The organism is Thiohalocapsa sp. ML1 (assembly GCF_001469165.1).
GTDB lineage: Bacteria > Pseudomonadota > Gammaproteobacteria > Chromatiales > Chromatiaceae > Thiohalocapsa.
In genome coordinates, this window is sequence record NZ_JABX01000004.1 from 113,038 (window position 1) to 126,277 (window position 13,240).

The 13,240-nt window shown below is 67.8% G+C and carries 12 protein-coding genes and 3 pseudogenes; 7 read left to right on the plus strand and 8 right to left on the minus strand.

Annotated features, from left to right (window positions below):
• Positions 1-74 precede the first annotated feature (74 nt).
• The 3 genes from ML01_RS03810 to soxB form a co-directional block, all read right to left on the minus strand.
• A complete protein-coding gene (locus tag ML01_RS03810) occupies positions 75-512 on the minus strand; it encodes a GNAT family N-acetyltransferase (RefSeq protein WP_156427539.1) in 438 nt (145 codons plus the stop codon).
• Positions 513-665: 153 nt separating this feature from the next.
• The gene (locus tag ML01_RS03815; RefSeq protein ID WP_058554072.1) at positions 666-1,136 is read right to left on the minus strand and encodes a protein YgfX; all 471 of its coding nucleotides are present in this window, start codon (positions 1,134-1,136) and stop codon (positions 666-668) included.
• A gap of 82 nt (positions 1,137-1,218) precedes the next feature.
• Positions 1,219-3,006 (minus strand): thiosulfohydrolase SoxB, encoded by a 1,788-nt coding sequence (soxB, locus tag ML01_RS03820; protein ID WP_058554073.1) that lies wholly within the window; start codon positions 3,004-3,006, stop codon positions 1,219-1,221.
• 227 nt (positions 3,007-3,233) lie between these two features.
• Between soxB and ML01_RS03825 the strand changes: the two genes are divergently transcribed.
• The 6 genes from ML01_RS03825 to ML01_RS03850 all read left to right on the plus strand — a co-directional run bounded on the left by ML01_RS03825 (position 3,234) and on the right by ML01_RS03850 (position 9,447).
• Positions 3,234-5,519 carry a PhnD/SsuA/transferrin family substrate-binding protein gene (locus ML01_RS03825; RefSeq protein ID WP_216819100.1) on the plus strand — a complete coding sequence of 762 codons (2,286 nt, stop codon included), beginning with the start codon at positions 3,234-3,236 and terminating at the stop codon, positions 5,517-5,519.
• Positions 5,516-6,151 (plus strand): response regulator transcription factor, encoded by a 636-nt coding sequence (locus tag ML01_RS03830; protein WP_058554074.1) that lies wholly within the window; start codon positions 5,516-5,518, stop codon positions 6,149-6,151. Before ML01_RS03825 ends, ML01_RS03830 begins: the two co-directional genes overlap by 4 nt.
• A 455-nt stretch (positions 6,152-6,606) precedes the next feature.
• Positions 6,607-6,981, plus strand: coding sequence for a sulfur oxidation c-type cytochrome SoxX (gene soxX, locus ML01_RS03835; protein ID WP_058554075.1), 375 nt, complete (start codon positions 6,607-6,609; stop codon positions 6,979-6,981).
• Between the two features lie 199 nt (positions 6,982-7,180).
• Complete coding sequence (soxA, locus tag ML01_RS03840) at positions 7,181-8,017, plus strand: sulfur oxidation c-type cytochrome SoxA (RefSeq protein WP_058554076.1); 837 nt, start codon at positions 7,181-7,183, stop codon at positions 8,015-8,017.
• Positions 8,018-8,128: 111 nt separating this feature from the next.
• The gene (locus ML01_RS03845; RefSeq protein WP_058554077.1) at positions 8,129-8,686 is read left to right on the plus strand and encodes a hypothetical protein; all 558 of its coding nucleotides are present in this window, start codon (positions 8,129-8,131) and stop codon (positions 8,684-8,686) included.
• A gap of 59 nt (positions 8,687-8,745) precedes the next feature.
• Positions 8,746-9,447 (plus strand): rhodanese-like domain-containing protein, encoded by a 702-nt coding sequence (locus tag ML01_RS03850; RefSeq protein WP_082673931.1) that lies wholly within the window; start codon positions 8,746-8,748, stop codon positions 9,445-9,447.
• Between the two features lie 437 nt (positions 9,448-9,884).
• On the opposite strand, the gene ML01_RS03855 is transcribed toward ML01_RS03850, so the two are convergent.
• The 5 genes and pseudogenes from ML01_RS03855 to ML01_RS26840 all read right to left on the minus strand — a co-directional run.
• A complete protein-coding gene (locus tag ML01_RS03855; RefSeq protein WP_058554078.1) occupies positions 9,885-10,688 on the minus strand; it encodes a YdcF family protein in 804 nt (267 codons plus the stop codon).
• A gap of 319 nt (positions 10,689-11,007) precedes the next feature.
• Positions 11,008-11,472, minus strand: coding sequence for a hypothetical protein (locus ML01_RS03860; RefSeq protein ID WP_058554079.1), 465 nt, complete (start codon positions 11,470-11,472; stop codon positions 11,008-11,010).
• Positions 11,469-11,714, minus strand: a pseudogene (locus ML01_RS28345) (lipoyl synthase); the annotation flags it as partial. The pseudogene ML01_RS28345 and the gene ML01_RS03860, both read right to left, overlap by 4 nt.
• Before the next feature lie 127 nt (positions 11,715-11,841).
• Positions 11,842-12,114, minus strand: a complete 273-nt coding sequence (locus ML01_RS29495) for a hypothetical protein (RefSeq protein ID WP_162267953.1) — start codon at positions 12,112-12,114, stop codon at positions 11,842-11,844.
• A 252-nt stretch (positions 12,115-12,366) separates the two neighbouring features.
• A pseudogene (locus tag ML01_RS26840) lies at positions 12,367-12,540 on the minus strand (dihydroxy-acid dehydratase); the annotation flags it as partial.
• 76 nt (positions 12,541-12,616) lie between these two features.
• Between ML01_RS26840 and ML01_RS31255 the strand changes: the two are divergent.
• Positions 12,617-12,808: pseudogene (locus ML01_RS31255) on the plus strand (hypothetical protein); the annotation flags it as partial.
• Positions 12,809-13,240 lie beyond the last annotated feature (432 nt).

Genomic DNA, 13,240 nt, shown 5'->3' on the forward strand with positions numbered 1-13,240 from the left:
TCATTCGATTTCGATAGCGATTTCGATTTCGATAGCGATTTCGATAGCGATGCGGACGACTGGCCGGTCTGAGGTTAGCGCGTCTGAAACGGTGCCCGCGCAATCCGAACCCATGGGCAGGCCTGATAGAACGCCAGTTGCTCGTCCCCGGCCGCGGAGACCCAGGGCACGATGCCGAGCCCAATGGCAAAGTCCGTGGCGGCCACAATCAACGCCCGGCCCAGCCCGTGGCGGCGCCACTGGGGGTCGATGAAGACGCTGATATGGGCGTTGCGCGGTCGCTCGGCGGGCGGCTTGTACCAGCGCGCGACGCTCCAGCCGAGGATCTCCGCATCGCGCCGGGCGAGAAAGCAGCGGGCGAGCTCGGGGCGCCCGCGCAGCAAGGACAGCATGTGGGAATCGGGATCGCCGCTGGTCAACTTGAAGAGGCGCAAACGCTCCGGGGCGCGCAGGGACCTGAGCGCAACGCTGTCGATGACGACATTGTCCGGCAACCCCGATGAACCACTCACGACCCAGTCTCCAACGCGAAAAGGGCTGTGCACCTGCCGCGGCCCGATACACGGCAGGCGACCGCGTGCTGCAAATCCGAGGCGGCGGGCTCAGCACGCTCAGGCCGCGGCCGTCCGGCCTTGTTCCTTCTCCGCGTGCGCTGCCGGAGACGCTCAAGGCGCCGCAACCGCGTCGGCCCGCGTTCCCGCGAGCCCCAGCCGCAACAGCATCCGCAGCCGACGCAGTTGGTCCGGCGGCACGGCATCGGCGCTGAGCAGCAGGCACGGCTGCCACAGCCAAGTCACACGCAGTTGCAGGATGACCAGCCCGACGCCGACGAAGCTGGAGGGCGCGAGCCGCACATCCCGTGTGCGCCCGTCCGCGAAGGTCGCCTGCCAGCCCTGCCCACTCCAGGCCACGGCCACGACGGACCACGGCGCCTGGCGTAATACCTGCGCCCAGAGGACATATGCGAGGCTCATCAGGATCAGCGCGCCGAGCGCCAGCCGTTCACCGACACCCACGGCCGGCATGGGCACCAGCACCGCGAGTGCAGCAGTATGCGTGACGAGGATGACAACGAGAAGCCGCCAGGAGGGTCCGGGCGCGACCCGCAGCGGCGGCAGGCTGCGGTGGTCGCTCATCCCCGGGATGCGGCGCTGGGCAGCGTCGGCAGGGTCTCGACCGCCGCGGGCGCCGGCGGCGCGGGAGGCGGTCGAGACAAGGTCAGCTCAGGATCTCGCCGGCGTACTCGGCGATACCCGGATTGCCCTTGACGTTCTTCAGCTTCGGCGTGTTCAGCTTACCGATTTTGACCGTCTTCAAGTCCCGAAGATAGGTCGCGACGGTCTCCCAGATGGGCTCACCCGGTGATTGACTGCCGACGGTGGCCCAGCCGGCGACGACATAGGTCTTGTCGGCCTCGATCTTGGTGCCGTCGTCGAGCTGCATGTCCGTGATGCGCTCGTTCATGCCGGCGCTCGGATCGCACACGTAGTCCAGCCCGCCGACGCGCACCATGTCGCCGCCCTGCTGCACGTAGGGGTCTTCGTTGAACAGGTTGTCGCAGACGTCCTCCAGGATCGCCTTGATCTCGGCGCCTGTCATTTCGCGCCGGTAGGTCTCCGGGTAGGTGATGCAGGTCTGGTCCATGACGTTGTCCATGGTGATCTTCTGCCCCGGCAGCACCGAGGTGCCCCAGCGGAAGCCGGGCGAGAGGCTGATCTGCGCGTCGTTCACCTTGCGCAGCGCATCGCAGATGACTTGGTCGAAGGTGCCGTTGAAGTTGCCGCGGCGGTAGAGGACGTCCTCGGCGATGGCGAGCTCCTCGGTGAGCTTGTCGAGATACGGCGCACGCGCCTCCGCGATGTACTTGACCATGTCCGGGTCGGCCGGCAGCAGATTCGAGAACACCGGCAACAGTCGGTAGCGAAACTCACGGAGCTTGCCGTCCTTCACGTCCAGATCCATGACGCCCAGGAACTTGCCGTTGGAGCCGGCGTTGGTGACCAGCGTCTTGCCGGACGCGTTCTCGACGATGGTCGGCGCCGGCATGCCGTCGTGGGTGTGGCCGCCGAAGATGACGTCGATGCCGGTGACGCGCGAGGCCATCTTCAGGTCCACGTCCATGCCGTTGTGGGAGAGGACGACGACGAGGTCGGGCTCCTCCTCGGCCCGCACCTTGTCCACGAATTCCTGCATGCGCCCGTCCTCGATGCCGAAGGTCCAGTCCGGGATGAAGCGCTGCGGATTGGCGATCGGCGTGTACGGGAAGGCCTGACCGATGACGGCTACGCGGGCACCGCCGACATCCTTGACCACGTAGGGCTGGAAGGCCAGTCCGGCATCTTCGTCGAAGCCGCCGAAGTCGGCAAAGCGATAATCGAACAGCGCCTCTTCGCGCACCTTGACGTTCTGCGCGACGAAGTCGCCCTTGAAGGCGCCAACGTTCTTGATCACCTCCTCATCGAGGTAGGTGAACTCCCAGTGGCCGGTCATCACATCGACGCCGAGCAGGTTGCAGGCCCCCACCATGTCCATGCCGCGGGTCCAGTAGGCGGTACCCGAGCCCTGCCAGGTGTCGCCGCCGTCGAGCAGCAGGCTGTTACCGTCGCCGCGCTCGGCACGGATGCGGTCCACCAGCGTCTTCAGGTGCGAAAATCCGCCGACCGTGCCGTACTGCTCGGCAGCATCCGCGAAATTCAGGTATGTGAACGCGTGCGCCTCGATGCCGCCGGGCTCGACGCCGAAATGCTTGAGCAGCGCGTCGCCCACCAGGTGCGGGGCCTTGCCGAAGGCCGGGCCAATGCCGACGTTGACGTTCGGCTCGCGGAAATAGATGGGATTGAGCTGCGCGTGGCAGTCGGTCATGTGCAACAGCGTGACGTTGCCGAACTTCGGAACCTCGTAGAGATCGCTCGGCTGCTTCGCCTGCGCGAACACAGATCGCGGCAGCATGCCCGCCGCACCGGCGAGACCCATGAGGCGCACGAATTCGCGTCGTGAAATGGACATTCGGTTATGATCTCCTCTGGTTTTTACTGATGCCGGCTGGGGCCGACCCGGACTCCAGGCACGCCGTAGCGAGGTCTCAGGCAGCTTTCGCCCCGCGAATCCGGACTCGGCTCGGACGGCGCGATAGTATGCACGGCGGAGCGTCGGCTTTGCCAACAACCCACCGAGCAACCCGCCGGCCCTGATGCGGCATGGTGCCGACCCCCGTTGATCCAGCCCCTGCACTCGTGACCGCCCGCCCCATGCCGGCCTTCCTGCTGCTGCTCGCCCTGTTCGTCGGCGCCGCCGCGAGCGGCCTCGCGCCTGCGCGAGCGCTCGCGGGGCCCACGGCCACGGCGCCCGAATCCGACCAGGCCGCGGCCGCGCCCGAGCGCCAGGTACGCATCGGCGTGCTGAGCCATCGCGGCACATCGAAGAGCCGCAGCGTTTGGCAGCCAACCGCCGACTACCTGACGGCGCAGATCCCGGGCTACCGCTTCGCGATCACGCCGCTCGACTTCGCCGACGTGGAGCCGGCCATCGCCGACGGCAGCGTCGAGTTCGTGCTGGTCAATCCGGCCATCTACGTTGCACTCGAGATCAACCATGGTGTCTCGCGCATCGCCACCCTCAAGACCTGCTCCGGCGAGGTGGCGCGCAACGTCTTCGGCGGCGTCATCTTCACGCGCACCGACCGCGGCGATATCAATAGCATCGCCGACCTCGCCGGCAAGCGCTTCATGGCCGTGGACCCGACCTCCCTCGGCGGCTACCAGATGGCCCAGGCGGAGCTGCTGCGCCGAGGTATCGACCCGCAGCGGCACTTCAAGCCGCTCGTCTTCGGCGGCATCCACGACGCGGTGGTGCTGGCCGTGCGCGACGGCAAGGTCGATGCCGGCACCGTGCGCACCGACGTGCTGGAGCAGATGGCCGCGGCGGGCGCCATCGACCTCGCGGATTTCAAGGTGCTCGGCGCCCGCGAGCATCCGGACCTGCCGCTCCTGCACAGCACGCCGCTGTACCCCGAATGGCCCTTCAGCCGGCTCGCGAGCACGCCCACCGCCCTCGCCCAGGCCGTCGCCGTGGCGCTGCTGCAGATGCAGCCCCCGAGCGACATGACGGCGGGCTGCAACTACGCCGGCTGGACCGTGCCGCTGGACTACCAGCCGGTGCACCAGTTGCTGCGCGAGCTGAACCGCCCGCCCTACGACACGGCACGGCCGTTTACGTTGCTCGACGCGCTGTCCAAGTACTGGCTCGCCGTGCTCATCGGCACGCTGGCGCTGTTGCTGATGGCGCTTCTGACGAGCCGTGTGCTGCAGTTGAACCAGCGCCTGAGCCGCGCCAACACCCGCCTGGAACGGCGTCACCAGTTGATCCTGGATTCCGTTGCCGAGGGCATTTACGGCGTTGACTTGAACGGCCGCGCCACCTTCGTGAACAAGGCGATGGAGCGCATGACCGGCTGGCGCGCGGAGGAGCTGATCGGCAACGAAACGCACGAAATTATTCACCATACCCGCGCCGACGGTGACCCGCACCCGCGCGAGGACTGCCCCGTCTACACCACGTTCCGCGACGAGCAGTCGCGCTTCATCGACGACGACGTCTTCTGGCGGCGCGACGGCGCCAGCTTCCCGGTGGAGTACAGCGCGACGCCAATCCGCGACGAGCAGGGCCAGACCATCGGCACCGTCGTCGTCTTTCGCGACATCACGGAGCGACGCGAAGCCGCCGAGCGCTTCCGCCGCCAGGAGGCGGAGCAGGCCCATTTCACGCGCCTGTCCACGCTCGGCGAGATGGCCTCAGGGATAGCCCACGAGCTCAACCAGCCGCTCACGGCCATCACCACCAACGCCCGCGCCTGCGTGCGCATGATCGCCGCCGGCCGCGCCACCATGGCCACCTGCACCGAGGTCATGACCAAGATCGCCGAGCAGGCCGAGCGCGCCGGCGAGGTCATCCGCCACATCCGCCGCTTCGTGCGCAAAGAAGAGCCCGAGATGGCGCCCGTCACGGTGGCGGACATGTTCGAGACGGTGATGGTGCTGATGCGCCAGGACGCGCGCCGCGCCGGCGTCGCGCTGCATCGGCAGATCGGCTTCGGCGCCGACTGCGTCATGGCGCAGCGCACGCAGATCGAGCAGGTGCTGCTCAACCTCGTGCGCAACGCCGTCGAGGCGATGATCGACCAGCCCCGAGAACGGCGCGTGCTGCTGCTTGCACGGCGCAACGCCGATACGGTGGAGATCAGAGTCGTAGACACGGGTCCCGGCCTCGGCAAGGGCTCGCCGGAGCACCTGTTCGAGCCCTTCGTCACCACCAAGCCGCAGGGGCTCGGCGTAGGCCTGTCCATCAGCCACGGCATCGTGGAAGCGCACGGCGGGCGCCTGCGGGTAGACTCCACCCCGGATATCGGAGCTACCTTCTTCTTCAGTCTTCCCTATGTGGACAAAAGCCATAGGGTGATTCCCGCCGCGGCGTCGCTACAATCCGACGGCAGCGAAACCGATCCTGCTGGAGAGCACGCATGAGCAAAGATCCGACGGTGTTCATCGTCGATGACGACCGCGAGGTCCGCGAGGCCATCGCCCTGTTGATGGACTCCGTGGGCCTGGCCTGTGAGACCTTCGATTCCGCCTGGGCCTTCCTCAATTGCTTCGATCCGGAGCGGCCCGGCTGCCTCGTGCTCGATGTGCGCATGCGCCAGATGAGCGGGCTCGAGCTGCAGGAGAAGCTCGGCGAGGTGCCGCTGCACCCGCCCATCATCATCATCACCGGCCACGGCGACGTCCCGATGGCCGTGCGCGCGGTCAAGAACGGCGCCGTGGACTTCATCGAGAAGCCCTTCAACGACCAGGCCTTGCTGGACGCCGTGCACCGCGCGCTGGAGCTGGATGCCGAGCAGCGCGGGCATGCGCTGGAGGTCGCACAGATCCAGGACCGCGTCGAGCGGCTCACCAAGCGCGAGCGCGAGGTGCTGGACCAGATCCTGGCCGGCAAGCGCAACAAGGTCATCGCCGCCGACCTCGGCATCAGCCAGTCCACGGTCGAGGCGCATCGCGCCAAGGTCATGGAGAAGCTGGAGGCACGCTCCCTCTCCGAGCTCATGCGCATGCTGCTGATGCTCTACCCCGACCGCGCGAAGAGCGCGCAGGAAGGCTGACAGCCAGCCGGCGGGCGGCGGGGCCCTGCGCCATTCGCGGTCAGCGTCCGCCGCGCTGGCCCTCGGCTTATCGGGCATGTCGTCGGTGCACACCGGCCAGAGACGGGCGTCCGAACCGGGAATTTCGCGCACCGAAGCGCGTCTCGACGAGGACCGCCGGCTGGCGCCGATCTGGACCGGTCCGCACGGAGCACGCAGCAGACCTTGCGTTTTGTGCACCTGGGCGGCAACATCCGCGCACCTAAAGCGGGATCACAATGACAATAAGCGGTGCCACCACCAGCCGCGTCCCCGTCGACGAACCAGGCCAGATACGACCACAGGGGCTGACCGCCCCGGCGCGGCAGGAACGCCGGCGTTGCCACGACAAGAGCCATGCGAGAACCCCGGCGCCATCGCAACGATGCCGTCCAACCAGCACAAGCCGATATCCCGAGAGACCCAGGAGGTCAGCCATGCCACATCGAAAGCCGCTGTTCGCCATTTCGGCGGCCGCGCTTCTGTCCCTTGTTGCCACGAGCACCCTGGCCGAGATGCCCGAGATGGACCTCGACGGCGGCGACCCCGGTGCCGGCAAGCAGGTTGCCATGGACCGCGCACGCGGCAACTGCATCGCGTGCCATTGGATGCCCGAGGGCGATTCCCCCGGTGCCATCGGTCCGGCCCTGGTGGCGATGCAGACCCGCTACCCCGACAAGCGCGACCTCGCGGAACAGATCTGGGATCCGACCATCAAGACTCCGACCGTCGTTATGCCGCCCTTCGGCAAGCACGGCATCCTAAGCGACAAGGATTTCCGCGACGTCGTCGCCTACATCTGGTCGCTGTAGTCACGGCTGCCGATGCACGCGCTGATTCACCGGCCATCCGGCCGAGGAATCCGGCCGAACCGAAGAACGCGCCCCCGGCCCACCCATGCGAGCCACAATCGCTCGCGCACCAGGGCCGGGCTGCGGCACCCGGCGGCCCCGGCCCGGCAACGCCGGGGCGACCGCCCGACGACAGAGCTTCTCATCGGAGACCGAGCACATGAAAACGACCCTTACCACCATCGCCGCCGCCTGCGTCGGCGCCCTGCTCGCCGCGCCATTGCTCGCGAGCACGCCGGCGGAAGACCAAGAGATCTGGCAGGAATACTTCAAGAAACGCTTCCCGAAGGTCGAAGAGAGCGACTTCGCCAATGGCGTTTACTCCATTGACCCGGTGGGCCGCGAGAACTGGGAGGCCATCGAGGAGTTCCCGCCCTATGAGGCCGCCATCAGCGACGGCGAGGAGATGTGGAATACCGCCTTCGCGAACGGCAAGGGCTACGCCGACTGCTTCCCGGACGGCCCCGCCATCGCCGGCAAGTATCCCCATTGGGATAAGGACAAAGGCATGGTCATGACCCTGCCGCTTGCGATCAACGAGTGTCGGCAGGCCAATGGCGAGGAGCCGCTCAAGTACTTCAAGGGGCCAATTGCAGACCTGGTGGCCTACATCGCCTACGAATCCCGCGGGCAGGTGATCAACGTCGAGATCCCCGATGACCCGCGCGCGCTGGAGGCCTATGAGAAGGGCAAGGAGTTCTACTTCGCGCGGCGCGGCCAGCTCAACTTCGCCTGCGGCAGTTGCCACATCAGCAGCTCCGGCAGCACCCTGCGCACCGAAATCCTGAGTCCGGCCTATGGGCACACCACACATTGGCCCGTCTACAGATCCAAGTGGGGAGAAATGGGCACCCTGCACCGCCGGTTTAAGGGCTGCAACGAGCAGGTTCGCGCCCGTGCTTTCGAGGCCCAGAGCGAGGAGTACCGCAACCTCGAGTACTTCATGACCTACATGAACAACGGGCTCGAGCTGAACGGCCCCGGCGCGCGCAAGTAACGATCCATCCCCCGGGCCTGGCCAGCCCGGTCGCGCCCGCCGGCACACGGCGGACGCGACCGAGCCAGCCGGAGCCGGGCCCCTTATCGTACGAAGAGGAGCTCCCGCTAGATGAAGAAGACCAGGCTCGCCACAGACCTGATCCTGATTGTTCTGCTCTTTGCCATCCCGGCCACGAGTGCCTGGGCCACCAGTCGCGAAGAGGCGGAGGCCGCCATCGCCGAGGCCGAGGCCATGCACGAGAAGGCCGCCGCCGCCGGTGCCGCGGACAACCAAGCCAAAGAAATGATCGAAGAGGCCGAATCCCTCCTGCCGTCGCGCCAATACACCAAGGCGAAGATGGTCGCCTACTGGGCCATCCGGCAGTCAGAGTTCGCCATGCAGGTCCAGAGCGGCGAGACCGCCGTGGCGGGCGACAAGCAAGCAGAGGCACAGGCGGCCATCGCCGCCGCAGAAGCAGCACGCAAGCAGGCCGCCTCCGTTGGCGGCGAATGGCGCGACACCGCGGCCATGATCAAGAACGCCGAAACGCTCGCCGGCGCCGGCGAGCTCGACGAGGCCATCAAGGCCGCGGAAGCCGCCAAGTTCCAGGCCGAACGGGGCTATGAACAGGCCATGGGGGAGAAGGGCGCAGATCTGCCGGACTACATGCGGGAAGCCGCCAAGTGACGGCGCGCACAGCACCGCGCACCAGCCTTCCATTCGCCCGCGAGAGGAGACAAATCCAGATGACGACCACCGCTATCCATCGCTTCGCGCCCCGCCGTGCGGCCGTCCGCGTCGGCGCTGCCGCCTGCGGCCTGTTGCTGACCGGACTGGCCATCGGGGCCGACAACATGATCGCGCCCGGCCTCGAAACCGTCGAGGTCAAGCATGGCGACGAGACCGTCGTCCTCAAGCGCGGCCACGACCTGGATGCCAAGCTGCCGGAGGCCTTCCAAAAGACCGAGCGGGGCTGCCCGCCGTTCTGCGTGCAGCCGATGGAGGCCGTTCCCGGTGTCGAAACCGTGGGCGAGCTGGAGGTCATCGAGTATTTGAAGCGCATGTCCGGCGGCGACAGCAGCATCATGCTGGTCGATTCCCGCACACCGGACTGGGTCATGCGCGGCACCATTCCAGGCGCCGTCAACATCCCCTGGAACAAGATCAACACCGACGCGTCGGGCACCTTCGAGACCCCGGGCGAGGCCGAAAGCCTCGTCCACATCCTCGCCGACGAGTTTGGGGCCAACTACGACCCCGACACGCGCGCATGGGACTTCGGCGATGTCAAGACCCTGATCCTGTTCTGTAACGGCATCTGGTGCCCGCAATCCACCGCCAACCTGCAAACCCTGGCCAACCTGGGCTACCCCGTACACAAGCTCAAGTGGTACCGCGGCGGCATGCAGGATTGGGTCAGCGTCGGACTCACCAGCGTCAAGCCCTGAGCGCAGCGCCCAAACCGGCCGTCAATGTGGCGCCCATTGGGCGCCCTTTTTTGTGCCCTGCCGGAGTTGGAGCGCAGCGCCAGCCTGTGTGCTGCATGCAGCATGCGGCTGCCGGGAAGCCCGCGCCCGGTTCCAAACGTCGGCCGCAGGGTTAACCGACGACAGCATGGCCATCCATGCACAGCCGGCTGTGGATAAGTCTGTGGAAGAAGCGCTCGGAACCGCCCTAACCCCCGGAGCACATGACGATCGTGCGACATTGCACAAGTTCGCGCCGAGCGTTCATTTCTTTTTCAAACAGGTATTTATCGAGACTTCCTCAGCAGCAGTAGAGATTCCGTCCGGAAGGTGCGAGTGTCCACGGAGACCCAGGGACAGTTGTGCATAAGGGCCGAAGACCAGCGGCGCAACTCGCGCCGGCGGCTCACTGGCCGTCGTCAGCGCGCAACGCCCACCAGCGGCGACGGCGGCCCAGCGACAGTCGCGCGGAGCTGGTAGTAGGCGCCGCCGAGCAGCTCGTGAATCGCGTAGAAGCTCGCGGTAAAGGCCGCCATCTGCGGCAGCCAATCGCGCCAGTCATCGGCCTCCTCGGCGCCGTTGCGGAGCCTGTGCGCGCCGGACAGGAAATAGGTCGGCGCCGCCACCACGTCCACGCCGACACGCTCGAACGCCGCCACCGCCCGCGGCATGTGCCAGGCATCCGTCACCAGCAGCACCCGGCCTATGCCCGCCTTGGCGAGCAGCGGCGCCGTGAGCTCGGCATTCTCGCGCGTGTTGCCGCTTTGTTCCTCCACCGCCGCCACCGGGACACCGAGCTCCTGCTCCAGAAAGCGGCGCATCGGCGGCCCCGGCGCCCGCGGCCCGACCCCGCCGCTCACGTAGATGGGCAGGCGCGTGCGCCGGTGCAGCCAGGCGGCGTAGCGGCTGCGCTTCATGCTGTTGAGATCCACGGTGTGCCCGCCGTACTCGGGCGCATCGCTATAGACGCCCGCGCCGAGCACGACGATAGCCTCGGCGCGCGTGTCGTCCAGCATGGCAGGCGGCAGCGGCGGGTAGGTCTCCACGGCCTGCATCAGCAAGCCCGAGAGCGCCGGCAGGCTCATCGCCAGCAGCAGGCTCCACGCGATGAACAGCACCACGCGGCCCAGGGTACCGCGCACGAGCAGGAACGCCACCGCCAGCAGCAACAGCAGCAGTCCAGGCGGGAGCAGCAGTTGCTTGATCAGGGGGTAGGCTTCCATGCGGTTCTCGCGCGGTTGGGATGAAAGGGCGGCTTAAGGGGCAAGGGCCGAGGACCGCTCCCTCGGCCCTGGGCGCTTTTGCCTGCACAAGGGCCGTGTCGTCGTGAAACTTGACTGAACTCGAAACATTCTGCACCGCCAAGCAATCTGGCGAGGCTTCGCCTCAGACCGACGAGTCGTGCTCATCGTGATCGAAATCGCTATCGAAATCGATCGAAATCGAACCGAGTGGCGACCGATCCCGATCCCGATTTTGATGTCGATCTCGACGCGCCAACCGCCCACCCTCGGCCCTTTTGCCAGGTTTGCGGATCGAACATCAGCGTTGCGGCTCGTTCTGATCCGGGTCCGGGCTCGCCTGTGGACCGCTGCCGTCGGTGTCGGCGGAGGCTGCCGCGAGACGCATGAACAAGAGACTGGGCAAGACGGCAATGGCGCCGACGGCCATCAGCCCGACGGCGAACAGCGCGAGCCCGACACCGACGCGGCGGGCCACGACGACGAGCATCCCCAGCGCCAGCAGCGCCGCCGCCGCCAGCATCATCGCGCGGCCCGGGCCCGAGGCCGCAGCATCCGGCTCCGTCGCGGGCGCCAGCGCCAGCGCCAGCGCCAGCGCCAGCGCCGACAGCAGAAGCAGATTCACCAGCAGCATCAGCGCCGCATTGGGCAGCGAGAAGGGCTCGTAGCCGAAGCGCCCGGCCGCGTGCCGATTCACGACATAGACGCTCCAGAGGAGCGCCGTGAACACGCCGAACGCGGCGGCGAGCCAGGCGGCAGCGAGCACTCCCCGAGGTTCGGACACTGCACCTCCTCGCACACCGTCGCCAGGCCCGTCTCGCGCAACAGCCGCTTGATGCGCATGACACCCGGCCCGGTCGGCGCCTTGGCGCGGATCCAGGCGGGCTTGCGTGGCATGGTCGTCGTCGCCTCGACCTTCACCGGGATGCGCGACACCTTGTCGTGCCCGCGCTGATGCGTCTCAGGCGAGGCGCGGGACGGGGCTTCGAGCGGGCTTGCGTCGGGCATGGGGTGGTCCGGTGTGATGGGTCCGAGAGCGGACATGGGCGCTTGTGCAGTCTGTTTCGACCCGGGGGCCTCGATCATCGTGCCGGCCACATCGCCTGCCGCACGCAAGCGGTTCGCACAGCGGACACTACTGCGCTGGGATCGCCGGCTTTCCAGTCGGCTCGCCGCCGGCGCGGCGGACCGGGATCGCCGGCTTTCCAGCCGGCTCGCCGCCGACGCGGCGGACCGGGATCGCCGGCTTTCCAGCCGGCTCGCCGCCGACGCGGCGGACCGGGATCGCCGGCTTTCCAGCCGGCTCGCCGCCGGCGCGGCGGACTGGGATCGCCGGCTTTCCAGCCGGCTCGCCGCCGACGCGGCTCGATGCCGCGTCGGCGGCGTCCTGGCTGATCATAGAGCACATGCGCGCTCGTCCGGCCGGCCGCGCGGCATGGGCAACCGCCCGGCTCCCGCGCCGCAGATCGCGCGCCGGGGGCATCGAGCCCCCGGCACGCGAAGCCGGCTGAAAGCCGGCGCTCCCAGTCGGCGCCGGCGCGGTCTCGAGCCCGCTTGTCGGGCATCCCTCAGTTTGAGAGTTTGCAGATGAGTCAAGTGTACGACCACACCTGGGGGAAGGGCCGAGGGCCGAGGGCCGAGGGCCGAGGGCCGAGGGAGCCATGCCCATCACCCCGCCGGCCCGGTGCACGTCCTCCATGTGATAGGTCTGGGTGGCGGGGGCCACCTTGCACAGGTTCGGCACCTTGCGGCTGAGGCGGTCGATGTCGGCCATGGTGAAGGGCACGCCGGCCTCCTGCGCGGCAGCGAGCAGGTGCAGCACGGTGTTGGTGGAGCTTTCTCCCCGCCGCTGAGCTGGCACCGGAGGCCCTCGCCGCCATCGCCGACCAGGTGCGCATCCGGGTACTGCGCTGGTTCGCCCGCAGCGGGCTGATCGCGCCGGACGACATGCGCGAAATGCAGTCCTTAAGAGAACAGCGGTTTCTCGTTGGATGCCGCGGTGCGCGTGGGGGCGCACGATCGCGCCGGGCCCCTTTCGGAACAGGGCGCGGCTGCTGCGCTATTGTGCTCGGCCTCCGTTCGCGCTCGAGCGCCTGGAGTTGCTCGAGAACGAGCGGGTCGTCTATCGGTTACCCAAGCCCCAGCGCGATGGCACCACGGCGCTGACGCCGGTGAGCCGTCGCGCCCGCCCCGGATCACGCCCGCGCGCGGACCGCCCGCCTGGGACGAGGCTCCCGAGCCGATGCCGGACTGGGACCTCCTCGGCCAGCCCGAGCCCGAGCCCGAGCCCGAGCCCGAGCCCGAGCCCAAGCTCGATCAACGTATCGCCTGGTAGCCGCCGTCTCTCTCGCAGGGAACGCTGTAGCCTTCTCGTCTGCCGGTGGCACGCTGCCCCGCAGATGCACGCGCCCGCAGCCCGGAACGGAACGCGCGCGCCTGCCCCCCGGACGCCCGTCAGCCCCGCAACTGGGCGTTGACCGCACACCCCACCCCCGCTAACCTCTTTCTCGGGCCAACCTGGACGCTCAGGTTGG